General features: G+C 74.2%; 21 protein-coding genes, 1 tRNA gene and 1 pseudogene. 10 read left to right on the top strand and 13 right to left on the bottom strand.

The annotated features are described in order from the left end of the window. Nucleotides 1-12 precede the first annotated feature (12 nt). Nucleotides 13-759, bottom strand: coding sequence for an SAM-dependent methyltransferase (locus tag ABUL08_RS08180; RefSeq protein WP_350936086.1), 747 nt, complete (start codon nt 757-759; stop codon nt 13-15). A 130-nt stretch (nt 760-889) separates the two neighbouring features. Between ABUL08_RS08180 and ABUL08_RS08175 the strand changes: the two genes are divergently transcribed. Genes ABUL08_RS08175 through ABUL08_RS08165 form a run of 3 tightly spaced genes read left to right on the top strand, consistent with a single transcriptional unit; the run spans nt 890 to nt 2,506 of the window. Beyond that, a complete protein-coding gene (locus ABUL08_RS08175) occupies nt 890-1,786 on the top strand; it encodes a universal stress protein (RefSeq protein ID WP_350936084.1) in 897 nt (298 codons plus the stop codon). A gap of 37 nt (nt 1,787-1,823) precedes the next feature. After that, nucleotides 1,824-2,033, top strand: a complete 210-nt coding sequence (locus ABUL08_RS08170; protein WP_350936082.1) for a phosphatidylethanolamine-binding protein — start codon at nt 1,824-1,826, stop codon at nt 2,031-2,033. Then, entirely contained in the window at nt 2,030-2,506 is a 477-nt protein-coding gene (locus ABUL08_RS08165) for a hypothetical protein (RefSeq protein WP_350936080.1), read from the top strand. The genes ABUL08_RS08170 and ABUL08_RS08165 overlap by 4 nt, the downstream gene beginning before the upstream one ends. On the opposite strand, the gene ABUL08_RS08160 is transcribed toward ABUL08_RS08165, so the two are convergent. Further along, nucleotides 2,503-2,700: a hypothetical protein gene (locus ABUL08_RS08160; protein WP_350936078.1), complete on the bottom strand. Its 198-nt coding sequence runs from the start codon at nt 2,698-2,700 to the stop codon at nt 2,503-2,505. The two genes, ABUL08_RS08165 and ABUL08_RS08160, sit on opposite strands and share 4 nt — an antisense overlap. Before the next feature lie 123 nt (nt 2,701-2,823). On the opposite strand from ABUL08_RS08160, the gene ABUL08_RS08155 reads away from it, so the two are divergent. Then, nucleotides 2,824-3,477 carry a hypothetical protein gene (locus ABUL08_RS08155; protein WP_350936076.1) on the top strand — a complete coding sequence of 218 codons (654 nt, stop codon included), beginning with the start codon at nt 2,824-2,826 and terminating at the stop codon, nt 3,475-3,477. A gap of 3 nt (nt 3,478-3,480) precedes the next feature. Here ABUL08_RS08155 and ABUL08_RS08150 read toward each other — a convergent pair whose 3' ends face one another. The 10 genes and pseudogenes from ABUL08_RS08150 to ABUL08_RS08105 form a co-directional block, all read right to left on the bottom strand. Further along, complete coding sequence (locus ABUL08_RS08150; protein ID WP_350938946.1) at nt 3,481-3,669, bottom strand: hypothetical protein; 189 nt, start codon at nt 3,667-3,669, stop codon at nt 3,481-3,483. 65 nt (nt 3,670-3,734) lie between these two features. Continuing rightward, a pseudogene (locus ABUL08_RS08145) lies at nt 3,735-5,012 on the bottom strand (hemolysin family protein). Beyond that, on the bottom strand, nt 5,012-5,209 hold the full coding sequence (locus ABUL08_RS08140) for a hypothetical protein (RefSeq protein WP_350936074.1): 198 nt from the start codon (nt 5,207-5,209) through the stop codon (nt 5,012-5,014). Before ABUL08_RS08140 ends, ABUL08_RS08145 begins: the two are co-directional and overlap by 1 nt. A 40-nt stretch (nt 5,210-5,249) precedes the next feature. Then, complete coding sequence (gene selB / locus ABUL08_RS08135) at nt 5,250-7,013, bottom strand: selenocysteine-specific translation elongation factor (protein ID WP_350936072.1); 1,764 nt, start codon at nt 7,011-7,013, stop codon at nt 5,250-5,252. Nucleotides 7,014-7,016: 3 nt separating this feature from the next. Then, the gene (gene selA / locus ABUL08_RS08130; RefSeq protein WP_350936070.1) at nt 7,017-8,315 is read right to left on the bottom strand and encodes an L-seryl-tRNA(Sec) selenium transferase; all 1,299 of its coding nucleotides are present in this window, start codon (nt 8,313-8,315) and stop codon (nt 7,017-7,019) included. Nucleotides 8,316-8,337: 22 nt separating this feature from the next. Beyond that, nucleotides 8,338-8,434 (bottom strand) — tRNA-Sec (locus ABUL08_RS08125). A 45-nt stretch (nt 8,435-8,479) separates the two neighbouring features. Further along, complete coding sequence (gene nrfD, locus ABUL08_RS08120) at nt 8,480-9,760, bottom strand: NrfD/PsrC family molybdoenzyme membrane anchor subunit (RefSeq protein WP_350936068.1); 1,281 nt, start codon at nt 9,758-9,760, stop codon at nt 8,480-8,482. Beyond that, nucleotides 9,757-10,800, bottom strand: coding sequence for a 4Fe-4S dicluster domain-containing protein (locus tag ABUL08_RS08115; protein ID WP_350938549.1), 1,044 nt, complete (start codon nt 10,798-10,800; stop codon nt 9,757-9,759). Before ABUL08_RS08115 ends, nrfD begins: the two co-directional genes overlap by 4 nt. Nucleotides 10,801-10,807: 7 nt before the next feature. Beyond that, the gene (gene fdh / locus ABUL08_RS08110; RefSeq protein ID WP_350936066.1) at nt 10,808-14,122 is read right to left on the bottom strand and encodes a formate dehydrogenase; all 3,315 of its coding nucleotides are present in this window, start codon (nt 14,120-14,122) and stop codon (nt 10,808-10,810) included. Between the two features lie 428 nt (nt 14,123-14,550). Further along, on the bottom strand, nt 14,551-15,141 hold the full coding sequence (locus ABUL08_RS08105) for a hypothetical protein (RefSeq protein WP_350936064.1): 591 nt from the start codon (nt 15,139-15,141) through the stop codon (nt 14,551-14,553). Nucleotides 15,142-15,903: 762 nt separating this feature from the next. Here ABUL08_RS08105 and ABUL08_RS08100 point away from each other — a divergent pair. The 4 genes from ABUL08_RS08100 (at nt 15,904) to ABUL08_RS08085 (ending at nt 20,051) form a co-directional block, all read left to right on the top strand. Next, nucleotides 15,904-16,245, top strand: a complete 342-nt coding sequence (locus tag ABUL08_RS08100) for a hypothetical protein (RefSeq protein ID WP_350936061.1) — start codon at nt 15,904-15,906, stop codon at nt 16,243-16,245. Further along, a complete protein-coding gene (locus ABUL08_RS08095) occupies nt 16,242-16,895 on the top strand; it encodes a nucleotidyl transferase AbiEii/AbiGii toxin family protein (RefSeq protein ID WP_350936059.1) in 654 nt (217 codons plus the stop codon). Before ABUL08_RS08100 ends, ABUL08_RS08095 begins: the two co-directional genes overlap by 4 nt. A 187-nt stretch (nt 16,896-17,082) precedes the next feature. Continuing rightward, complete coding sequence (locus ABUL08_RS08090) at nt 17,083-18,879, top strand: bifunctional metallophosphatase/5'-nucleotidase (RefSeq protein WP_350936057.1); 1,797 nt, start codon at nt 17,083-17,085, stop codon at nt 18,877-18,879. A gap of 137 nt (nt 18,880-19,016) precedes the next feature. Then, nucleotides 19,017-20,051, top strand: a complete 1,035-nt coding sequence (locus tag ABUL08_RS08085; RefSeq protein WP_350936055.1) for an NAD(P)-dependent alcohol dehydrogenase — start codon at nt 19,017-19,019, stop codon at nt 20,049-20,051. 12 nt (nt 20,052-20,063) lie between these two features. On the opposite strand, the gene ABUL08_RS08080 is transcribed toward ABUL08_RS08085, so the two are convergent. After that, on the bottom strand, nt 20,064-21,221 hold the full coding sequence (locus tag ABUL08_RS08080; RefSeq protein ID WP_350936053.1) for a geranylgeranyl reductase family protein: 1,158 nt from the start codon (nt 21,219-21,221) through the stop codon (nt 20,064-20,066). Nucleotides 21,222-21,368: 147 nt separating this feature from the next. Here ABUL08_RS08080 and ABUL08_RS08075 point away from each other — a divergent pair, with 147 nt between their 5' ends. Together ABUL08_RS08075 and ABUL08_RS08070 are read left to right on the top strand one after the other, a co-directional pair. Continuing rightward, on the top strand, nt 21,369-21,605 hold the full coding sequence (locus tag ABUL08_RS08075) for a hypothetical protein (RefSeq protein WP_350936051.1): 237 nt from the start codon (nt 21,369-21,371) through the stop codon (nt 21,603-21,605). A gap of 72 nt (nt 21,606-21,677) precedes the next feature. Next, complete coding sequence (locus ABUL08_RS08070; protein ID WP_377522619.1) at nt 21,678-23,120, top strand: MFS transporter; 1,443 nt, start codon at nt 21,678-21,680, stop codon at nt 23,118-23,120. Nucleotides 23,121-23,319: the final 199 nt, after the last annotated feature.

Here is a 23,319-nt window from a genome sequence, read left to right as displayed (position 1 = left end):
CAGCGCCCGGCGTCAGTCCGCGGCCCGGGTGGCCAACGCGCCGAAGAAGGCGTCCGGCACCGGGTCCGGGGGGCCGGACGGTCGCCACCGCGCCACCGGCACCACGCCGTCCCCGGTGGGTCGCCAGCGACCCAGCAGCGGCCCGAAGGCGGCCGGTGGGCGCATCCGGAACGCCGGCCCCATCATGGCCAGGGCCTCGGGGTACGCCGCCAGCTCCTCGCTGTCGAAGTCGACCGCGAGGAAGCTGCCGGGCGCGGCCGCCGCGTAGAGCTCGTCGAGGGTACGGGCCAGGGTGTCGTCGTCCAGGAACGCGGCCAGCCCGAGGAAGATCACCCCGACCGGCCTTCTCCCCCACCCCGGCACGAACCGGTGCAGCTGCGCAGGGTCGACGGTGCCGATGTCGGTGGCGTCGCCGAAGCCGTACCCGGCGCGGTCGCTGCCGGCGAGGATCCGCTGGCCGAGCCGGATCGCCACCGGGTCGACGTCGGTGTAGAGCACGGTCGCCTCCGGGGCCACCTCGTGCACGTTCCCCCGGGTGGGCACGCCCGCGCCGAAGACGAGGAAGCCGTCCACCCCGGCGTCGGTGATCGCCCGCACGGCCCGGCCCAGGAAGTCCCGCAACGAGCGGAAGATCGCCGCACACGGCCCGTACGCCTGCTCGAAGGCGTGCGCGGCGGCCACGTCGACCGGGAAGTGGTGCTCCCCGCCGAGCCAGTAGTCGATCATGCGGGCGGTGCTCGGCTGGTCCGGCTCGGCCATCGACGAATCTCCCTCGCTCGGGCGTCGGGCGACAGCGTACCCACGGCCCGGCTCGCGCGGTATCGGCCCGCTGACAGCCCGCCGGCCGCGATACTGGCCGCGGGCGTCCGGCGGCCAGGAGGTGCAGCGGGTGAACTCGGCGAGCAGCGCGGCGGTGGTGGTCGGCGTGGACGGCTCCGAGCCGGCCCGGCGGGCCGTACGCCTGGCGGCGGCGGAGGCCGCGCGGCGCAACCGGCCGCTACGGGTGGTCCACGGGTTCATCTGGCCGCTGCTGCGCGTGCCGGTGGACGGGGTCGCCGGCGGGCCGGCCGGCGGTGGCCTGCGACACCAGGCGCAGGAGCTGGTCGCGGCGGCGGTCGCCGAGGCGGAGGCGGTCGCGCCGGAGCTGCGGGTCACCGGGGAGATCATCGACGGCGAGGCCGCCGCGGTGCTGCTCGGCGAGACCCCCACCGCGACGATGATCGTGCTCGGCGACCGGGGCCTGGGCGGGTTCGGCGCGCTGGTGCTCGGCTCGGTGGCGATCCAGGTGGCCGCGTACGCCGACTGCCCGGTGCTGGTGGCGCGCGGCGCGCCACGGTCGGCCGGACCGGTCGTGGTCGGCGTGGACGGCTCGGCGCTGTCCCGGGCGGCCGTCGAGTTCGCCGCCGAGGAGGCGGCGCTGCGCGGCGCCCCGCTGCACGCGGTGCACGCCTACACCCACCCCGCCTCCGGCGGCCCCGGCGACATGCAACCCCTGGTGTACGAGGAGAACCAGCTGCGCGGCGAGGAGGACCGGATCGTCGCCGAGTCGCTGACCGGGCTGGCCGACCGTTACCCGCAGGTGCCGGTCACCCGGGAGACCCGGCACGGCCGGCCGGTCTCCGTCCTCACCGAGGCGTCCCGCGGCGCGCAGCTCGTGGTGGTCGGCAACCAGGGCCGGCGCGAGCTGAGCGGCCTGCTGCTCGGCTCGGTCAGCCAGGGCGTGCTGCACCACGCCGACTGCCCGGTCGCGGTGGTCCACACGGTTGGCGTGGGCGGGGACGGGTAGACGACGCGGACAGCGACAGCGACCGGAGGAGGCGGCGATGCCAGGACCATGGCCGGGGAGCAACGCGTACGACAAGGAGCGGGCCCGACTGCGCGACGTGATCGAGCAGTCCGGACGCGCGGCCGACCAGGAGGCGAACCAGGTCGCCAACCGGATCCTGCAGGACGACCGGGGTCAGCGCGGCGTGGTGCGGGGCGAGCGGACGTACGGCCCGAAGGGCGAGCGCGAGCCGGGCGACCCGAAGTGAGCCGCACCGGGGTGGTCGACGGCGCCATCGCCGGCGCGGTGGGCAGCGCCGTGCTGAACGTGGTCAGCTATCTGGACATGGTGGTGCGGGCGCGTCCGGCCAGTGGCACCCCGGAGGAGACCGCCGGGCGGCTGGCCGGCGTGGCCCACGTCGACCTCGGGCCCGAGGACCGCGCGGCCAACCGCCGCGCGGGCCTCGGGCCCCTGCTCGGGTACGGGACGGGGATCGCCGCGGGGGCGGCGTTCGGGCTGCTCGCCGCGCGACGTCGGCTGCCGGTGCCGGTGGCGGTGGGGCTGCTCGGTGGTGGCGTGATGGCCGTGTCGGACGGCTCGATGACGGTGCTGGGCGTGACCGACCCGCGGCGCTGGGGCCGGGCCGGCTGGCTGTCGGACATCGTGCCGCACCTCGCGTACGGCATGGCGGCCGCAGCCACCTGGTGGAGGCTGCGGCCGCCCTCGCGACGCCGTCGCTAGCTCTCGTCCTCCGCGACGGGTGCGCCGGCCGGGCCGTACGGGGACACCTGTCCCTTCGGCACCGGCCGGCCGACGTCCCCGTTGGAGCTGCCCTGGTTCCGGGGATGCCCGGTGGCCTGACTGCCCTCGCGGCTGTCCTGGCTGGTCGCGCCCTTGTCGTTGCGGCGCAGTTCCTCCTGCTGCGGCTTGACCACGGCTCTCTCCTTCCGGTGGGAGCGCACGACGTGCGCCGCGCACCCGAGCGGGGTACCCGCCGCCGGGGAGCGCATTCCGTCCGGCGGGGGTCTGGAGCGGGCCGGGGCGGGTAACCCGACGGGATGCCGAACGATCGGAACGTGGCCCGGGCGCTGCTGGAGCGGCAGGGACGCACGTACGCCGAGGAGGCCGGGATCCGGCTGACCGACCGGCCCGGGCCGCTCTACCAGCTGCTGGTGCTGACCACGCTGCTGAGCACCCGGATCCGGGCCGGGGTGGCGCTCGCCGCCGCGCGGGAACTCTTCGCGGCCGGCTACCGCACCCCGCAGGCGATGGAGGCGGCGAGCTGGCAGGACCGGGTCGACGCGCTCGGCCGGGGGCACTACCGGCGCTACGACGAGCGCACCTCGACGATGCTGGGCACCGGCGCGCGGCTCTGCCTGGACCGGTGGCACGGCGACCTGCGCCGGCTGCACCGGGAGGCCGACGGCGACCTGCCGGTGCTGCGCCGGCTGCTCACCGAGTTCCCCGGCATCGGGCCCACCGGGGCGGACATCTTCCTGCGGGAGGCGCAGGCGGTCTGGCCGGACGTGCGCCCGTACGCCGACCGGCGGGCCCTGGCCGGGGCGAAGCGGCTCGGGCTGCCGGCGAACCCGCGTGGGCTGTGCGGGCTGGTCGGCGAGGGCGACTTCGGTCGGCTCGCCTCCGCGCTGGTGCGGGTCGCCCTCGGCGAGGAGTCGGCCGGCGAGGTCAGTCGCACGGCGGCGGCCCGCTGACGCTCACTTGACCGGCTTGTCCCCCGGCTTGGTCAGGTTCCACACCAGCAGCCCGGCGAGGACGGCGAGCAGCACCACCCCGCCGGAGAGTCCCTTGCCGTCCTCGGTGCCGCGGTGGCCGGTGACGCCGAAGTAGATCACCGCCAGGCCGGCCAGCACCGCGACGAACTTCCGCAATCCCTGGTCCTTCACGTCCCGCACGGTAACGACGGTTTCCCGGCGGCATGCGGCATTCGGGGGCAGATCCCCCGTCCGGGTCACCCGCTGCGGCCACCGGTCGCCGGGCCCCGCAGCCGCACCCGGCGTACCGCCCGGTCGGCGACCTCGACCACCTCGACGGTCAGCCCGGGCAGGCGCACGCTCTCCCCCGGCCCCGCCGGCAGCCGGCCCAGGCCGGCCAGGACCAGACCGGCGACGGTGGTGTACTCGCGGGTCAGCGGGAAGGTCAACCGGACCCCGACGTCGGGCAGGTCGTGCAGCGGGAAGTCGCCGGGCAGCAGCAGGGCGCCGTCCGGCTCCCGGTGCACCCCGCAGACGTCCCGGTCGGTCTCGTCGTACAGCTCACCGACGACCTCCTCCAGCAGGTCCTCCATGGTGACCAGGCCGTCGACACCGCCGTACTCGTCGATCACCAGGGCGAGCTGCTCGTGCCCCTGCCGCAGCTGCCGCATGGCGTCGGCGACCGGCAGGGTGCCGGGCAGCAGCAGCGGCCGACGCGCCCGACCGCCCACGGTCTCCCCGTCGGCGTCGACCAGGTCGCGGATGTGCACCACGCCGCGGACGTCGTCCAGGCCGCCCGGGCCGGTCACCGGGGCCCGGGAGCGGCCCGCCGCCGCCAGCCGCCGCATCCCGTCGGCCGCCGTCATCGACGCCGGCAGGACCGTCACGTCGCGGCGCGCGACCAGGATCTCCCGCAGGGTACGGCCGGCGATGTCGAACGCCCCGGCCAGGATCTCCCGCTGCTGCGCCGACAGGCCCCGCTGGCTGACCAGCATCTCCCGCAGCTCCTCCTCGGTCACCTCGCCACGGCTGGCCCGCGGATCCCCGCCGCTGAGCCGGACCAGCACGTCGGTGCTGCGGCTGAGCAGCCACACCGCCGGTCGGGACAGCCGGGCCAGCAGGTCCAGCGGGCCGGCCGCGAGCAGCGCTCACCGTTCCGCCCACTGCATCGCCAGGCGCTTCGGGGCCAGCTCACCGACGACCAGGGTGACGAAGGTGAGCGCCACCGTCACCAGCAGCACCGCCACCGCGTGCGCGGCCCCGCCGAGGAAACCCAGCGGCCCCACCAGCGGTTCGGCCAGCGACACGGCGGCGGCCGCGGAGGCGAGGAACCCGGCCAGGGTGATGCCGAGCTGCACGGTGGCGAGGTAGCGGTTCGGTTCCCGGGCCAGCCGCGCCAACCGCGCCCCGGTACGCCCCGACCGCGCCAGCCGCCGCAGCTGCCCCTCCCGGAGCGTCACCAGGGCCATCTCGCTGCCGGAGAGCGCCGCGTTGACCAGCACCAGGACCAGCACCACGGCGAGTTGGAGACCCATCAGTCGGTCTCCAGGTCGTCCAGGGAGATGGCGTGGGTCATCAGCCACCGGGCCAGCGCCGCCATCCCGAACAGCCACAGCGGGGCCGACTCGGTGGTCCCGTTCGTGGCGAAGACGGCGAACCGCAGGTCCGGCGCCCGGTACGCCTCGATCCGCCACCGGTGCTGCTTGTCCCGCCAGACCGCGGAGGGGTCCATGGCGTCACCGTAGGCGACGGCGCGGCCCGGCCGGGCCGGTTCAGACGGGCGGGGCCACCACTTCGCGGGCGTCGTCGGGCAGCCGGCGGGTCGCGCCGCGCCGGTCGAGCAGCTCCAGCAGCGGCACCGCCACCCGGCGGGTGGTGTCGAGGGCCTGCCGGGCGGCGCTGAGCGTGAACGGCTGCGGCAGCCGGGCCAGGACCCGTACGGCGTCGTCGACCGCGCCCGGCAGCAGCACCACGTTGTCGGCGAGTTTCAGCAGCGCTCCCGCCCGCACGGCCGCGCCGATCTCCCGGGGGCCCAGGCCGAGGTCCGCCAGGCGGTGCGCCTCGGGGGCCTGGAAGGGACGGTCGCCGTACTCGGCGCGGACCCGGTCCACGGCCCGGGCCACCGGTGCGGGCAGCCCGTCGGTGCCAGTCGCGGTGACCCGACCGGCGCGGACCCGCAGCGGCGCCCGGACCAGCGCCTCGACCAGCGCGCGGTCGGGCAGGTCGAGACGCTGGCGCAGCACGTCGACCGGGGCGCCGGGCTCCAGCGGATGCTCCCGGGCGTACCGGGTGACCTCCTCGGTGAGCCGGGCGCCGAGGTCCCGCCAGTGGTCCGGGTCGGCCAGCCAGTCGCCGGCCACGGGCGCGACGGTCACCGGCACGCCCGTCCGGGTCAGGTCGCCCGCCCGGGCCAGGCGTCGGCGGCGCAGCTCACCGGCCAGGTCGGGTCGGCCGTCCAACCCGGCCAGCACGGTGGCCCGCGCGGCGGCCGCGCCCCGGCGCGACAGCGGCGGCGGGTCCACGTCGAGCACGGTCACCCCACCGCTGACGTGGTGGCGGCCCGGGTCGCGCAGCAACGCCCGGTCACCGACGAGCAGCGGCAGCGGCCGGGCCAGCCGCAGCCGGACGGTGTCCGGGCCGAGCGGCCGGACCCGGGCGGGCACGGCGGCCGAGCCGACGTGCAGGGTGAGGGTGGCCGGCAGCTCCGCGGCCGGGTCACCGGCGAGGCGCACGTCGAGCAGGTCGGTCAGCCGGAACCGGCCCGGGGTGAGCAGGGCGTCGCCGCGGGCCACCCGGTCGCGGGACACCCCGCGCAGGTTCACCGCCACCCGGGCCACCGCGTCGACCCCCTGCCGTGCGGTGCCGAGCGAGTGCAGTCCCCGGACCCGGACCGGTTCGCCGGTGTCGGCCAGTTCGAGCTGGTCACCGACGCGCAGCCGGCCGCCGCCGATTGTGCCGGTGGCGACCGTGCCGCTGCCGCGGATGGTGAACGACCGGTCCACCCAGAGCCGGACCGGGGCGTCGCGCGCCGGGTCGGGCAGCCGGGCCACCAGGCGGTCCAGGGCGGCCCGCAGCTGCGGCAGGCCGGCGCCGGTCGCCCCGCTGACCGCGACCGCCTCGACCCCGGCGAGGGAGGTGGCGGCGAGCTGTGCCCGGGCCTGCGCCAGGGCCGGCCCCGGATCGGCCAGGTCCGCTCGGGTGACCACCAGCAGGCCGTACGACACCCCGAGCGCGTGCAGCGCGGCGAGGTGCTCGCCCGACTGCGGCATCCAGCCCTCGTCCGCGGCGACCACGATCATCGCGGCCGGCACCGGGCCGACCCCGGCGAGCATGTTCGGCACGAACCGCTCGTGGCCGGGCACGTCGACGAAGGCGATGGTGCCGCCCGACGGCAGCGTCGTCCAGGCGAACCCGAGGTCGATGGTCATGCCCCGGCGGCGTTCCTCCGCCCACCGGTCCGGTTCCATCCCGGTGAGCGCCCGCACCAGCGTGGACTTGCCGTGGTCGACGTGCCCGGCGGTGGCGACGACCCACACCGGCTACTCACCCACCCGCAGGATCGCCACCAGCAGCACGGGATCCGCGTCGGCCGGTACGCAGCGCAGGTCGAGCAGGAGCCGGCCGTGCAGCACCCGACCGAGCACCGGCGTCCCGCCCGTGCGCAGCGGCTCCGCGTAGCGCTCGGGGAGGCTCAACGCCCACGAGTCGAGGTCGACACCCGGGGCGCCGCCGCCGCCGACCACCGACGCGCAGGGCACCACCTCGGCCTTGCGGCCGTCCTCGCCGAGCCGGTCGCGGAGCCGTTCGGCGCGCTGACGCAGCACGGTCGGGTCGGCGTGCAGGGCGGACCGGGTGGGAGTGGTCGGGCCGTGCAGGGTGGCGGCCAGCGCGGCCAGGGTCAGCTTGTCGACCCGGAGCGCCCGCGCGAGCGGATGCCGGCGCAGCCGCTCGACGAGCTCGGCGGTGCCCAGCAGCAGACCGGCCTGCGGGCCGCCGAGCAGCTTGTCGCCGCTGGCGGTGACCAGGGCCGCGCCGGCGCGCAGGGTGCTCGCGGCGTCCGGCTCGTCGGGCAGCAGCGGGTCGGGGGCGAGCAGCCCGGAACCGATGTCGGCCACCACCGGCACCCCGAGGGTGGCCAGCTCGCGGACCGGCACGGCCGAGGTGAAGCCGGTGACCAGGAAGTTCGACGGGTGCACCTTCAGCACGAAACCGGTACGCGGACCGACCGCGGCGGCGTAGTCGGCCAGGGTGGTGCGGTTGGTGGTGCCCACCTCGCGCAGCCGGGCCCCGGTGCTCTCCAGCAGGTCGGGCAGGCGGAACCCGTCGCCGATCTCGACCAGCTCGCCGCGGCTCACCACGATCTCGGCGTCGGCGGCGAGGGCGGTGGCGGCGAGCACCAGCGCGGCGGCCCCGTTGTTGACCACGTGCACGGCCGGCGCGTCGGGCACGGCGGCGGCGAGCGCGTCCAGGGCGTCCCGGCCGCGTCGGGCCCGTCGACCGGTCCGCAGGTCCAGCTCCACGTCGGTGTGTCCGGCGGCGGCGACCAGCGCCTCGACGGCGGCGGCCGAGAGCGGTGCCCGACCGAGGTTGGTGTGCAGCACGACGCCGGTGGCGTTGAGCACCGCCCGCGGGGTCGGGGCCGGCAACGCGGCCAGCGCCGCGTCGCGTACCTCATCGGGGGTGATCTCACCGCGGCGGGCCCGCTCCTGCGCGCGGCCGATGGCGGCCTTGACGCGGTCGCGGCCGAGCGTGCCCGCGGCGGCGGCGAGCGCCGGGTCGGCGAGCAGCGCGTCGGTGCGCGGCACGCGCCGCCGTGGGTCGGCCGTGCCGTCGGGCATGCCTCATCTCCCTGCGCGTGCGTGGACGGAGACGGACGGGAATCGAACCCGCCTGGCCCGGGTCCCGGACCACACCGGTTTTGAAGACCGGGAGGGGCACCAGCCGCCTGAACGCCTCCACGCAGCAGTCAACCACAGCCGACGGACGTCCGCGCGGCGAGGTGTCAGCCCTGCTCGGCCGCCCGCCGGTCGGCGCGTTCCCGCTGCGGCACCACCGTGTACCTCGGGTCCTTCGCCGAGGCGACCCCGCCGTGGAAGATGCCGAACCGGGTGCAGACCGAGGCGGCCAGCAGCGCCCCGCCGGAGAGCGCGCAGAGCACCCGGCTGCGCCGGCCCACCAGCGCGCCGGCCACCCCGGCCGCGGTCAGCGCCCGCCCGGTGCGCAGCAGCCGGCCGGCGGTGCCCGTGGCGTAGGGCTCGCTGAGCAGCCCGAGCCGGGTCTCCACCCGGTGCGCCCCCCACAGCTCCAGGGCGGCACCGGCGACCGCGAAGCGGCGCGCCGGGCCGGCCTGCGCCGGCGGCGCGGCGATCAGGCCCACGCCGGCACCGCTGGCCAGGGCGCTGCCCGCGAAGATGGTCGGCAGTTCCGGGTACGCCTCGTGCCACGACGGCACCGCCGTGTCGGCCAGCAGCACCCCGGTGTACGTGGCCAGCGCGGGCGCGGTGACCGCGGCGACCAGCCCGGCGGCGTGCCCGACCGGGGGCAGCACCCGGCGGCCCAGCCCGAGCACCCCGCGCTCGGGCAGCCACGGCGCGGCCTCGGCGATCGCGGCGACACCGGCGGCCGGCCCGAAGGTGCTCAGGATCCAGGTGCCGACGGACATCGGCGAGGTCAGCTTCGCCACCCGCAGCATGTGGTGGAACCGGCTCGGCTTGCCCAGATCGTTGATCAGAAAGTACGCGCTGGCGCTCACCGCGGCCAGGGAGACGACCCGCCCCGACCGGCGCAGCGCCGGCCGCCCGGTGAGCTGCCCACCCGCCGCCAGCAGCGACGACCCGGCCGCCAGGCCGCCGGTGAACAGGTAGGCGGCGATGTCCCACTTCCACACCGGCGCCTTGAGGATCGGCCGCCCGTAGTAGGAGGTGAACTCGGCGGGCGGCACGTTGAGCTGCTCGCCACCACCACCCCGGCCGCCCCGGCGGCCCTTGCGGCGCGGCCGGTCGACCGGCTCCACGTCGCGCGGCGGGTGCGGGGCCAGCCGTACCTCCGCCGCGCCCGCGTCGGTGCGGGCCACGCCCGCGCCGGTGCCGGTGGCCCGGCTGCCGTTCTCCGCGCCGGCGGTCAGCGGCGCGTTCCCGGTGCCCGTCGCGCCGTGGGTCGCGGTCACCTTCGTGCCGTGGCCGGCCAGGGGCCCCGGACCGCCGAGGCGTTCCGGGCCCTCGGCGGCGAGCCGGTCGCGGAACCGGCGGAACAGGGCACCCACCGGGGCGCGGTCCGGACTCACGATGAACCTCCGACGAACGCGGCGACGGCCGCCGCCACCATGGCCAGCGCGGCCAGGCCGGCCCGCCGGTACATCTTCGGCAGGTCCCGGGTGGTGACCACCGGGTCCGGCGGCAGGCCGTACACCTCCGGCTCGTCGAGCAGCAGGAAGAAGGCGCCGTCCCCGCCGACACCGTCGGTCGGGTCGTTGCCGTACAGCCGGGCCTCCGGCACGCCCCGCTCGTGCAGGGCGGCGACCCGCTGGGCGGCGCGCTCGCGCAGCTCGTCCAGCGGCCCGAACTGGATCGACTCCGTCGGGCAGGCCTGCGCGCAGGCCGGGGTCATGCCGGCGCCGAGCCGGTCGTAGCAGAGCGTGCACTTCCACGCCCGACCGTCGTCCTTGCGCTGGTCGATCACCCCGTACGGGCAGGCGGAGATGCAGTAGCCGCAGCCGTTGCAGATGTCCTCCTGCACCACCACCGTGCCGAACTCGGTGCGGAACAGCGACCCGGTCGGACAGACGTCCAGGCAGGCCGCGTGGGTGCAGTGCTTGCAGACGTCCGACATCATCAGCCAGCGGAAGTCGGTACGCGACTCGACGCCGCTGCCCCGACCGGGCGGCTGGGTGCCGGGCATGCCGAGGAACTCCGGCCCGGCCGCCATCCGCGCGGCGGCCTGCGGCTGCCCCGGCGGCACGCCCGGCTCGGTGCCGCTGTCGTTGCCCACCCCGGCGGCGACCGCCGCGCTGGCCGGGCTCACCGACGGCCCGGTCGGGGTGCCCTCGAACGGCGGCGTCCGGTGCCCGGCCGGGCGGGGCTGCTCGATGAACGCCACGTGCCGCCACGAGTTGGCCGTCAACGCGCCGGTGTTGTCGTACGACATGCCGAGCAGGTCGAAGCCCGAGTCCGGGACGCCGTTCCACTCCTTGCAGGCCACCTCGCACGCCTTGCAGCCGATGCAGACGCTGGTGTCGGTGAAGAAACCCACCCGCGGCCCCGCCTCGGCCCACCCGGCGTCGGGGGCCGGGTCGAGCGGGCCGTAGAGGCTGTTGACGTCCGGCAACCTGGCCTCAGGCATCCTGGCCTCCGTCCCGCGCCGCCTCGGCGGAACGCTCATCGGTGCTGCCGGCCGCGTCGTCGCCACCGGTGGTGACCATCGGAATCCGCCGGTCGGCCGTCATGCCGGCCCGCCGCTGGTAGTCCGCCACCATGTCGAGCAGGGCCGGACCGGTCGGCCGCCGCCCGGGGCGTACGTCGCAGGTGCCGATCTTGCTCTCCTGGATCAGCACGTTCGGGTCCAGGGTGATGCCGAACAGGTCGTTGGCCGAGTCACCGGTGACCAGGCCCTCGGTGCCGAAGTGGTACGGCAGCCAGAGCTGGTGGATCACCCGGCCGTCCACCCGCAACGGGGTGAGCCGGTCGGTCACCAGCACCTTCGCCTCGATCACCGCCCGACCGCTGACCAGGTGCGCCCAACCCCGGTGCGCCAGGCCGACCTCGGCGGCCAGCTCCGGGGAGACCTCCACGAACATCTCCGGCTGCAACTCGGCGAGCGGGCCCACCGTGCGGCTCATGCCACCGGCCGTGTGGTGCTCGGTGAGCCGGCTGACCGTGAACACGTACGGGAAGACGTCGCTGTGCGCCTCCGGCGGACTCGGGTTGATCCGGTTCACCGGGTGGTCGTAGATCTTGCGGGTCGGGTTGGCCTGCTGCGCGTACATCGGGTTGCGCATGGGCGACTCGGCCGGCTCGTAGTGCGTCGGCATGGGGCCGTCGAGCACCCCGGTCGGAGCGTACAGCCAGGCCTTCCCGTCGCCCTGCATGACGAAGGCGTCGTCACCGGCGAGGGCCTCCGGACCGGAGGCGCCCTCCGGCGGCCGGTACGTCGGCGGTTTCGTCTTCTCGAAGTCCGGCACGTCGTACCCGGTCCACTCGCCCTTCTCCGGGTCCCACCAGACGTACTTCTTCCGCTCGCTCCACGGGCGGCCCTGCGGGTCGGCGGAGGCACGGTTGTAGAGGGTGCGCCGGTTCGCCGGCCAGGCCCAGCCCCACTCGGCGGCCACCCAGTCCTGCTCGTGGCGCGACTTGCGGCGGGCGGCCTGGTTGACGCCGTCGGCGTAGACGCCGGTGTAGATCCAGCAGCCGACGGCCGTGGAGCCGTCGTCGCGGGCCTCGGGGAACGCGGACAGCGGCCGGCCGGTGGCGACCTCGTAGCCGTTGATCTCCTTCAGCACCGCCTCGGCGCTCGGCTCGGCACGGTCACCGTGGGTCGGGTAGTCCCAGGCGAGGTCCAGCAGCGCCCGGTCCCGGGGCTTGGCGGAGCCGGCCAGCTTCTCCCGCAGCACCCGGCCCAGGTGATAGAAGAACCACAGCTCCGAACGGGCGTCGTCCGGTGCCTCCAAGGCCTTCTCGCGCCACTGCAGCAGCCGCTGGGTCTGGGTGAAGGTGCCCTCCTTTTCCACGTGCGAGGCGGCGGGCAGGAAGAACACCTCGGTGCGGCACTCCTGCGGCACGATCTCGCCGGTGGCCACCTCCGGGCTGTTCTTCCAGAACGTGGCGCTCTCGATCATGAACAGGTCGCGGACGACCAGCCAGTCGAGGTTCGCCATGCCCAGGCGCTGGGCCTTGCCGTGCGCCGAGCCGACCGCCGGGTTCTGGCCGAGCAGGAAGTAGCCCTTGACCTTGCCGTCGATCATGTTCAGCACGGTCTGGTACGTCCCGTGGTCGCCGGTCATCCGCGGCACGTAGCCGTAGCAGAAGTCGTTCTCCGGCGTCGCCGCGTCGCCCCAGTACGCCTTCAGCAGGCTCGCCGCGAAGGCGCGCGAGTTGCCCCAGAAGCCCTTCTGCCCCGGGTGGCGGATGCTGTCCACCCACTCGTCGAAGGTCGGGTGGTCGGCGTGGTGCGGCATCGGCAGGTAGCCCGGCAGCAGGTTGTACAGCGTCGGGATGTCGGTGGAGCCCTGGATGCTGGCGTGCCCGCGCAGGGCGAGGATCCCGCCGCCCGGCCGGCCCATGTTGCCCAGCAGCGTCTGGATGATCGACCCGGTCCGGATGTACTGCACGCCGACGCTGTGCTGGGTCCAGCCCACCGAGTAGATCAGCGCACCGGTGCGCTCCCGACCGGAGTTCTCCGTCCAGGCGCGGGCCAGCTCCAGGAACTTCTCCTGCGGGATGCCGCAGACCCGCTCCACCATCTCCGGCGTGTAGCGCGAGAAGTGCCGCTTGAGGATCTGGTAGACGCAGCGGGGGTGCTGCAACGTCTCGTCCCGCTGGGTCTGCGCCCCCACCGGGGCACCGTGCGACTCGTGCCGCAGGCCCGACGCGGTGTCCCGCTCCTTGCCGCTGCCCTTGATGCCGGTCTGGTCCTCGTGGCCCTCGTACTGCCAGCTGGTGTGGTCGTACGAGCCGGTCTCCGGGTTGTAGCCGGAGAAGAGGCCGTCGAGGTCCTCGGTGTCGACGAACTGCTCGCTGACGATGGTGGCCGCGTTGGTGTACGCCAGCACGTACTCCCGGAAGTCCAGCTCGTTGTCCAGGATGTAGCGCACCACGCCGCCGAGCAGCGCGATGTCGGTGCCCGCGCGGATCGGCAGGTAGGTGTCGGCGACGGCGCTGGTGCGGGTGAACCGCGGGTCGACGTGGAAGACCTTCGCGCCGCGCTTCTTGGCCTCCATCACCCACTGGAAGCCCACCGGGTGGGCCTCGGCCATGTTGGAGCCCTGGATGACGATGACGTCAGCGTTGACGAGGTCCTGCTGGAAGTCCGTCGCGCCGCCGCGACCGAAGCTGGTCCCCAGACCGGGGACAGTGGCGGAGTGTCAAATACGGGCCTGGTTCTCGATCTGGAGTGCGCCCGCCGCCGTGAACAACTTCTTGATGAGGTAGTTCTCCTCGTTGTCCAGCGTGGCCCCACCGAGGCTGGCGAACCCCAGCGTCCGGTTCAGCGGCCGACCCTCGTCGTCGACGTCCTCCCAGGTCTCCTCGCGGGCGGCGAGGATCCGGTCGGCGATCATGTCGAGCGCGACGTCGAGCTCCAGGTCCTCCCACTCCGTGCCGTACGGCCGGCGGTAGCGGACCTTGGTCTGGCGTAGCGGGCTGGTGACCAGCGACTTGCTGGCCGAGCCCTTGGGGCAGAGCCGCCCCCGCGAGATCGGACTGTCCGGGTCGCCCTCGATCTGGGTCACCCGGCCGTCCTTCACGAACACCCGCTGCCCACAGCCCACCGCGCAGTACGGGCAGACCGAGCGGGCCATGCTGTCGGCGCTCTCGGTGCGCGCGGTCAGACCGGCCGACCGGGCCGACTGCGCCGCCGCACCCCGCCCCAGCGGGTCGGTGCCCGTGAGCTGCCGGTATACCGGCCACCCTTCGATGAAGGTCCTGAAGCCCACCCGGACACCCCCTCCCCCGCTGACGGAAGCTGACCTTCTGAACATAGGCCAGCGGTCCGACGCCCGCGACTCGAGCGGCAGATCATTTTCCGCGTCCTCACCGGGCCGGCGGGCGGGCGTCGTCGCGCGGCGCGTCCGGGGCGGAAAACAGCGCCGCCCCGACCGGTGGGTCGGGGCGGCGCCTGGGCGTCGGTGTGCAGGTCGCCTCTCGGCGAGTGGCACGACGCGGCTCCAGCCGAACGGTATTCCGCGAAGGCAATTTAGGTGAGGCCCGGGGACACTGGACACACCGACGCTCTGCACAACCATGCCACCGCATCCGGTGTTCCGTCAGCTCTGGTGACCGCTGTCACGACTCGATTCGTGCTCACACGTCGCTGGCCGGCACCCCCGGGTTCGGGGTGCCGGCCAGCGGCTCGTTCGGTAGGTCAGCTGTTCCAGTGCTGGGCGACGAGGTCGGCGGCCTGCTGCTCCCACTGCGCGTACGCGTCGGGGTACGCCGACACCTGCACGGTCTGGGCGGCCTCGGTCAGCGGCATGTCCTGCCACCCGTCGACCTGCTTCAGACCCTTCTCGAACGCGAGGGTCGCGTACTCGGGGTCGGTGATCTGCTCCGGCGTACCCCAACCACTGGACGGGCGCTGCTGGAACAGGCCCAGCGAGTCATGGTCGTTGGCGTCGCCGAGGTGGCCGAGGTTCTCCAGCTTCGACTCCTGCAGGCTGGTGGCGATCGAGATGACCGCGGCCCGCTCGGGCAGACCGGCCTTCTTGGTGGCGGCGATGATCGCCTTCACGTTCGCGGTCTGCTCGTCGTTCAGGTCGATCTTCGACTGCTTGCCCTGCACACCGTGCGGGATCAGCTTCGACGTGTCGGGCTTGTCAGCCTGCACCGCGACCGCGACGGGCTTGCTAGCGGTGACCGGGGTGTCGGCGTGGGCGGCGATCGGACCGGCGAACACACCACCGGCGAAAGCCAGACCAGCAACACCAAGAACGCTCTTACGCAGCATCGTGTTCATGGGGGTAGCTCCATTCGGGGGTCGGCGCTCCCCATGGGGGCGGGGGAACGCAAGCACCGTCAGGCGCTCACACACGCACAAGGGGGAAAGTCTTCGACCGGCTGGCACGCGGGGCGGGGGGCCTCTTCGCGGCGCCGGGACCATGTGTAACGACCGGCCGGCCACCCGCATTCCGGGGCCGGCCCATTCACCAGGCCCATCCGGCAGCCCGCTCCACCAGGCCGCACGGCGTCAGGCCGTGGTACTCCGTCGTACGGAGACTGTAACCACCCCGCCCACGCCACGATTCCGGCCTGAGGATGGCCCCGGTCACATCCGCAAACAGACATCCCGCGCTGCGGCGACCAATGCACCACCGCCGGCCCACCAGCACCGCCCATCGGCTGCCGCACCACCCGGGCGCCACCACACCGCTCTCCGATCTACACCCACCGCACCGCCAGGTCGTCCGGGTGGGTGGCACAGACGCTACGAGTTCGATGACATGGATGAATCGGGGCGGCGACCGGACGAACCCGACGAAAGTACACATCCCCTCTCCGTACGGTGGAGAAGCTGGCGGTGCGGCGAGAGCCGGCCCGGCCACGACGGGGCGTGGTCCGGCCGTGACCGGCGCAGAGATCAAGCCTGACCGCCCGGAGCCGGGCACGGCGGGCCACACCCCCACTCAGGGGCCTCGAAGGAACCCGCGACGACTCCCCGAGACACGCAGCCGGCGCACGGGCGGCACCCGGCGGCCGAGCAGGGCGTTACCCTGACATCATGCAGGGCGTCTCCCCCACCGCTACCGGCGTGGCCCACCTGGCCCGGCCCGGTCGCCCCGCCGTGGTGGCGCGCACCCTCGCCGAGCTCTCCGGGCCGACGACGGGCGTCGTCGAGCTGCCGGTCCGGCTGATGTGGTGCGGCGAGCGGGTCTTCGATCTCGCCGAGCCGGACGACCTGCTGTGGATGTACGAGAACGTGCTGCGCGAGACGACCCGGGTCGACGACCTCCGGGCGCTGATCCACGGGCGGACCCTGCGCCGGGTGTGGCGGCGGCTCAACCTGCCCCGAGGCGTGCGCCTGGCGTGGGAGAGCCGGCACCGGGGTCTGCGTACCGCGTGAGCCACCTGCACGACTTCTACCGGGAGGTGGCCCGGGTGGCGCTCACCGCCGCGGGGCCGCACCGGTTCGTGCTGGGCGGCGGGGTGGCGTGGGCGGCGCACGGCCTGGTGACCCGGCCGACCGAGGACGTGGACCTCTTCGCCGACGTGGAGGGCGCGGCGGCGGCGGCGACCGCCGAGGTGCGTACCGCGCTGGAGCGGGCCGGGTTCGAGGTGGTCGCCGCGGACCCGGACAGCGAGCTGGGCGGGCTTTTCGAGGGCTTCGACCGGGACATGCGCGACTTCGTGGTCAGCCGGGACGGCCGCCAGATCCGGCTGAGCCTGGCCCGGCTGGACCGGTACCGCAGCCCGGTGGTGATGGACCTGGGGCCGGTGATGGACGTCCGGGACCTGCTGGCCAACAAGACCGCCGCGCTGGTCAACCGGCGGGAGGTCCGGGACTTCATCGACGTGTCGGCCGCGCTGGACCGCTATGACGTGGCGGAACTGCTGGCCCTGGCCCGCCAGGTCGACCCGGCGCTCGACCTCGAGGACGTCCGGGCCGCCGGTCGCTATCTGGACGGGCTGGCGGACCGCCGCTTCGCCCGGTACGGCCTGGACGCCGGCCAGGTGGCGGAGGTCCGCCGACGAATGGCCGCCTGGCCCCGCTGAGCGGGCCGCCTGCCTCCCCGCCACACGGGCGGTAAGCAACCGCCCGGTGGCCGGCGTGTTACGCCAGGGCGGCCGGTGGCGCTGGTGAGGTGAAACATCTCGGGGCGATGTGGCGCATGTGACGACAGGTGGTTATGGTGCGCAACGGCGCCCACGAGGTGCCTCCACCCCCATGGAAAGGCACGGCATGACCTCCTCCTCCGGCGCCTCGCGCCGCCAGGTGCTCGCCGTCGCGGCCGCCGCCGCGACCGCTCCCCTGATCGCCGGCGCGCCCGCCCGGGCGGCCGAGTCGAGCAAGGGCCCGAAGACCTGGGACCTGACCGTCCTCGGCACCTCGGACACCCACGGCAACGTCTACAACTGGGACTACTACAAGGACGCCGAGTACGACGACAGCAAGCACAACGACGTCGGCGTCGCGAAGCTGGCCACCCTGGTCAACCAGATCCGGGCGGAGCGCAAGGGCAAGGCGACGCTGGTGCTGGACGCCGGTGACACCATCCAGGGCACCCCGCTGGCCACCTACTACGCCAAGCAGGAGCCGATCACCAGCACCGGTGAGACGCACCCGATGGCCAACGCCATGAACGTGCTGAAGTACGACGCCGTCACGCTCGGCAACCACGAGTTCAACTACGGCCTGCCGCTGCTGGCCCAGTGGATCGGTCAGCTCGGCTTCCCGGCCCTGGCCGCGAACGCGATCAACGAGGCGACCGGCAAGCCGGCCTTCCTGCCGTACGTGATCAAGAAGGTGTCCCTGGGCGGCTACGACTCCCCGACCATCAAGGTCGGCATCCTCGGCCTGACCAACCCGGGTGTGGCCATCTGGGACAAGGGCAACGTCGAGGGCAAGCTGATCTTCGCCGACATGATCGCCACCGCCGCCAAGTGGGTGCCGATCATGCGCGACCGTGGCGCCGACCTGGTCATCATCTCCGCCCACGGCGGCGACAGCGGCACCTCCAGCTACGGCCCCGAGCTGCCCAACGAGAACCCCGTCGCGCTGATCGCCCAGCAGGTCCCCGGCATCGACGCGATCCTCTTCGGCCACGCCCACAACGAGGTCGTGCAGAAGTTCGTCACCAACACCGCCACCGGCGCGCAGGTGCTGACCTCCGAGCCGTCCAAGTGGGGCCAGCGCCTCACCCGGATGGACTTCTCCGTGCGGAAGGTCAACGGCCGCTGGACGGTCGTCAGCAAGTCCGCCACCATGCTGAACACCAACACGGTGGTCGAGGACCCGGCGGTCCTCGCGGCCGTGCGCGGCCAGCACACCAAGACGGTCGACTACGTCAACAAGGTCGTCGCCCAGTCGAGCGTGGAGCTGTCGGCCGCCGAGTCGCGGTACAAGGACACCCCGATCCTGGACTTCATCAACCACGTCCAGACCGAGATCGTCGGCAAGGCCCTCGCCGGCACCGCGTACGCGGGCCTGCCGGTGCTGTCGATCGCCGCGCCGTTCAGCCGCACCGCGGTCTTCCCGAAGGGTGACGTACGGATCCGGGACGTGGCCGGCCTGTACGTCTTCGACAACACCCTGGAGGCGGTCGTGCTGACCGGTGCCGAGGTGAAGGCGTACCTGGAGTACTCGGCGAAGTACTTCGTCACCGTCCCGGTCGGCGCGACGGTCGACCCGGCCACCATCAGCGACCCGCTGGTGCCGGACTACAACTACGACGTGCTCTCCGGCGTCGACTACGACATCGACATCTCCAAGCCGGTCGGCCAGCGGATCACCCGCCTGGTCCTGCCGGGCACCGACACCCCGGTCGCCGCCGACGCGCAGTTCGTCGTCGCGGTGAACAACTACCGGCGCAGCGGTGGCGGCAACTTCCCCGGCATCGTGAAGACCCAGGTCTACAACCAGCAGCAGGAGATCCGCCAGCTGCTCATCGACTGGGCGCAGGCCAAGGGCGTCATCGACCCGGCCGACTTCTTCGTGCCGAACTGGAAGCTGGTCCGCGAGGGCGTGCCGGTCTTCTGATCCGTACCACCTGACGACGGGCCCCGGGTGTCGCACCCGGGGCCCGTCCGCCGTCTCCGGCCCGGCCACCGCATCAACCCGACCGTCCCGGGTAAGCGCGCTGCGGCGACCCGTCGGCGACGAGGTGGAGGACGACGATGCGCGCGGTACGGATGACCGCCCCCGGGGTGCTCGAACAGGTCGACGTCCCGACCCCCGAGGCCGGGCCGGGTGAGGTGCTGCTGCGTGTCGGCGCGGTCGGCGCCTGCCACTCCGACCTGCACATCCTGGACGCCGCCGAGGGGGCGTTCCCGGTCCCGCTCACCCTGGGCCACGAGATCGCCGGCACCGTCGACACGGTCGGCGCCGCGGTGACCGGCTGGTCGCCCGGGGACCGGGCCGCCGTGTACGGGATCATCGGCTGCGGCCACTGCCGGGCCTGCCTGCGGGGGCTGGAGAACCAGTGCCGGGTGGTCCCGGTCGGCGGGATCGGCATCAGCCGCGACGGCGGGCTCGCCGAGTACGTGGTGGTCCCCGCCTCCCGACTGCTGCACGTCGGCGACCTGGACCTGACCCAGGCGGCGCCGCTGACCGACGCGGGGCTGACCCCGTACCACGCCATCGAGCTGGCCCGCTCGGCGCTGCGACCCGGCACCACCTGCGTGGTGATCGGGATCGGCGGGCTGGGGCACATGGCGGTGCAGATCCTGCTGGCCACCACCGCGGTGCGGATCGTCGCGGTGGACACCAACGTGGCGGCGCTGGACCTGGCCACCCGGATGGGCGCACACGACGTGGTACGCGCCGGACCCGACACCGTCGACGCGATCCGGGCGATCGTCGGCCCGCCCCCGGACGGCGCGGACGTCGTGCTCGACTTCGTCGGCGCCGAGCCGACCCTGACCACCGCCCGCCAGGTCGTCGCCACCGGTGGTCAGCTGCTGCTGGTCGGTCTGGCCGGTGGCACCCTGCCCGTCCGGCCGGTCGCCGACGAGCCGCCCCCGATCCCGCTGGAGACCAGCGTGCAGGTCCCGTTCTGGGGCACCCGGGCCGAACTCGCCGAGGTCGTCGCGCTGGCCCGGCAGGGGGAGCTGCGGGCCGACGTGCACACCTTTCCCCTCGACCGGGCACCGGAGGCGTACGACCTGCTGCGCCGGGGCGAGATCCACGGGCGGGCAATCGTCGTGCCCTGACGGTGGGCGTGGTCAGCCCGCGCTGGGGACGGGCTGCGGGCGGGTCGGCGGGAGCCGGTCCAGCAGGGCCAGGGCCGCCCGGACCGGCCGGCGGGCGAGGGTGGCGTCGAAGCTCGCCTCACCCCGGCAGAACCGGACGAACATCCGCCAGCCCGCCGGGGTGGCCAGCAGCGCGTGGAAGACGTCCGGCCGGCGCTCGAAGACCTCCAGCAGCCGGTGCCCGGCCCGCATCGACGGCACCAGCCGGCGCTGCACCTCCCGCTCGTATGCGCCCAGGTCGTCCGCCGCGACCGCCGCCCCGGCCAGGGCACCGGAGCGCAGCGCGTAGCTGATCCCCTCCCGGCTCCACGGCTCCAGCAGCCCGGCCGCGTCCCCGACGACCAGCACCCGACCGCGACGCAACGGCGAGTCCTCCGCCCGGCACCGGGTCAGGTGCCCGGAGTCGTGCTCCGGCGTCACCCCGGCCAGGCCCAGCCGGTCCACGAAGTCCCGCAGGTAGGCCCGGGTCCGCGCCCCCTCACCCCGGGCGGAGATGACGCCGACGGTCAACGAGTCGCCCTTCGGGAAGACCCAGGCGTACGAGCCGGGGACCGGCCCCCAGTCCAGCAGCAGCCGACCGCGCCACCGCTCCTGCTCGGCCGGCGGGACCGGCAGCTCCAGCTCCAACCCCAGGTCGACCTGCCGATAGGCGACGCCGACGTGCCGGGCGGTGATGCCCGAGGAGCCGTCGGCACCGACCACGGTACGGGCGCGCACCGTGTCGCCGTCGGCCAGCCGCAGGCGTACCCCGTCGTCGTCCTGCTCCACGGCGCGCACCGCGACGCCCTCGCGGACCTCGGCCCCGGCGGCGACCGCGGCCCGGCGCAGCCGGTCGTCGAACTCCGCCCGGCGCACCATCGCCACCAGCGGGCCGGCGGAGTGCCGGCGGGTGAAGCCGCGTCGCCCGTCGCGGGTGAAGGTCACCCGGTCGACCCGGTCGTGCACCGGCACCTCGATCCGCCCGGCGACCTCGGCCAGTGAGGTGCCGATCAACCCGCCCCCGCAGGTCTTGTAGCGGGGATGGGTGGCCCGCTCGACGACCAGGGTGCGCACACCCGCGCGAGCCGCGGCGTGCGCGGCGGAGAGGCCGGCGGGGCCACCACCGACGACAGCGAGGTCCCAGACGATCACTGGTGCAGCCTACGCACGACCGGTCCGGGCCGCCCGGTACGCGGCCGGCGCGACCCCCCGATCGGGTGGGTATCAACGGACGCGGGTGGGGTAACCGCCGGGCGCAGACCGCCCACGGCCGGGCGGGTCACACCGAGGAGGAACAGCATGCGGCAGGTACAGCTGTCTGAGGTCGAGGAACGGGTGTACCAGGCGGTGACCGCGCTGGAAGCCCGCGGTCACGTGCCCTATCCCGACCTGATCGCCGAGGAGACCGGGATGAGCGAAGAGGAGCTGCGCGCGCCGCTGCACCTGCTCACCGAGAAGAACCTGCTGCACCGCGAGGACTCACCGGTGGCCGGGCTGGACTTCGGACCCCGGTGGTGCGCGCGCCAGATGGCCTGAGCGCCGCCGTTTGCCCCACGATGGCACGGGTAGCGATCCGGGATGCGTGATCGAAGGTCTTCGGGGGGCACCATGAGCGCGGACCGGTCGCCGGCCACCGCCGACACCGGCGGGTACGACGACCGGCGCCGCTGGAAGGCGCTCGGCGTCGGTCTGGTCGCCTCGTTCATGACGCTGCTCGACGTGAGCATCGTCAACGTGGCCGTGCCGTCGATGGACCGCGCGCTGCACGCCACGCCGAGCGACCTGCAGTGGGTGCTCTCCGGCTATGCGCTCACCTTCGGCCTGATGCTGGTGCCCGCCGGCCGGTTCGGCGACGCACGCGGCCGGCGCAACGCCTTCATGCTCGGCGTCACGCTGTTCACCATCACCAGCGCGCTGGCCGGGCTGGCCCGCTCACCGGAGGGGCTGATCGCCGCCCGGCTGTTGCAGGGTGCCGCCGCCGGCATCGTCAACCCCCAGGTCAGTGGCCTGATCCAGCAGCTGTTCCGGGGCGCGGAACGCGGCCGGGCGTTCGGCCTGCTGGGTGCCACCATCGGCATCTCCACCGCCGTCGGTCCGCTGCTCGGCGGTCTGCTCATCCAACTCGGCGGCGAGCAGCACGGCTGGCGCTGGGTCTTCTTCGTCAACATCCCGGTCGGGATCGTCGCGGTGCTGCTGGCCTGGCGACTGCTGCCCGCCCGACCCACCGGCCAGCAGGACCGGCACCGCCTCGATCCGGTCGGGGTGCTACTGCTCGGGGTCGGGGTGACCATGGTGCTCCTGCCGCTGGTGCAGCGGGAGCAGTGGCACACCCCGTGGAAGTGGGCGCTGGTGCCCGCCGGTCTGGCCTTCCTGGTCGGCTTCGGGCTGTGGGAACGCTGGTACGCCCGACGCCGGACGCCCCTGTTCGACCTGCGCCTGTTCCGGCTCCGGTCGTACACCCTCGGGTCGCTGATCGCGCTGGTCTACTTCGGCGGCTTCACCGCCATCTTCTTCATCTTCACCCTCTACCTGCAGATCGGCCTCGGCTACAGCGCGCTGATCGCCGGCCTCGCCATCACCCCGTTCGCGCTGGGCTCCGCGGTGGCCTCCGCGCTGGGTGGCCGGATCGTCAACCGGTTCGGCCGGCCGCTGGTCGCGATCGGCCTGGTCGCCGTGGTGGTCGGACTGGTCGCCACCGTCTGGGTGCTGCGCGGCTCCCCCTCCGGGTCGGTGCCGCTGCTGACCGCCGGGCCGCTGCTGGTGGCGGGGCTGGGCAGCGGACTGGTCATCGCGCCGAACCAGACGCTGACCCTGTCGGAGGTGCCGGTGCCGCAGGCGGGCAGCGGCGCCGGGATGCTCCAGACCGGCCAGCGGATCGGCTCGGCGGCGGGCATCGCGGCGGTCGGGGCGTTGTTCTTCTCGTCGCTGGCCAGCAGTCGGGGCGACTGGGCCGCTGCCTTCCGGTACTCGCTGCTGTTGGCGGCGGGGATCATCGCGCTGGCTCTGGTGGCGGCCCTGGTCGACATCTTCGCCGGGCGTCGGCGCGGTTGAGGGCTTGCTGCGCTTGCCTCGTGGTGCGCCGTGGGGCTGGGCCCGTCCGGCCGTCGTCACCAGGACACCACCTTGTCGTACGACCGACGCCGTCTCCCCGGATCTTGGACGCTTGACGTTCGCTGTGAACGGCACCGGTCGAGGATCCGGGTACGCCGCTGGCCGGCACCCCGGGTTCGGGGTGCCGGCCAGCGGTTGA

This window comes from Micromonospora sp. CCTCC AA 2012012 (genome assembly GCF_040499845.1).
In the GTDB taxonomy this organism is placed as follows: domain Bacteria; phylum Actinomycetota; class Actinomycetes; order Mycobacteriales; family Micromonosporaceae; genus Micromonospora; species Micromonospora mangrovi.
The sequence above is the reverse complement of the archived record's forward strand: the minus strand, read 5'-3'. Positions and strand labels throughout refer to the sequence as shown.

What these genes read in the sequence shown, in the direction of transcription:
- ABUL08_RS08100 (WP_350936061.1), top strand. Translation starts at nt 15,904, where the DNA reads ATGCAGGGCGTCTCCCCCACCGCTACCGGCGTGGCCCACCTGGCCCGG.
- ABUL08_RS08155 (WP_350936076.1), top strand. Translation starts at nt 2,824, where the DNA reads ATGCCGAACGATCGGAACGTGGCCCGGGCGCTGCTGGAGCGGCAGGGA.
- ABUL08_RS08140 (WP_350936074.1), bottom strand. Translation starts at nt 5,209, where the DNA reads ATGGACCCCTCCGCGGTCTGGCGGGACAAGCAGCACCGGTGGCGGATC.
- ABUL08_RS08170 (WP_350936082.1), top strand. Translation starts at nt 1,824, where the DNA reads ATGCCAGGACCATGGCCGGGGAGCAACGCGTACGACAAGGAGCGGGCC.
- selA (WP_350936070.1), bottom strand. Translation starts at nt 8,315, where the DNA reads ATGCCCGACGGCACGGCCGACCCACGGCGGCGCGTGCCGCGCACCGAC.
- ABUL08_RS08105 (WP_350936064.1), bottom strand. Translation starts at nt 15,141, where the DNA reads ATGAACACGATGCTGCGTAAGAGCGTTCTTGGTGTTGCTGGTCTGGCT.
- ABUL08_RS08085 (WP_350936055.1), top strand. Translation starts at nt 19,017, where the DNA reads ATGCGCGCGGTACGGATGACCGCCCCCGGGGTGCTCGAACAGGTCGAC.
- ABUL08_RS08070 (WP_377522619.1), top strand. Translation starts at nt 21,678, where the DNA reads ATGAGCGCGGACCGGTCGCCGGCCACCGCCGACACCGGCGGGTACGAC.
- ABUL08_RS08075 (WP_350936051.1), top strand. Translation starts at nt 21,369, where the DNA reads ATGCGGCAGGTACAGCTGTCTGAGGTCGAGGAACGGGTGTACCAGGCG.
- ABUL08_RS08090 (WP_350936057.1), top strand. Translation starts at nt 17,083, where the DNA reads ATGACCTCCTCCTCCGGCGCCTCGCGCCGCCAGGTGCTCGCCGTCGCG.
- ABUL08_RS08180 (WP_350936086.1), bottom strand. Translation starts at nt 759, where the DNA reads ATGGCCGAGCCGGACCAGCCGAGCACCGCCCGCATGATCGACTACTGG.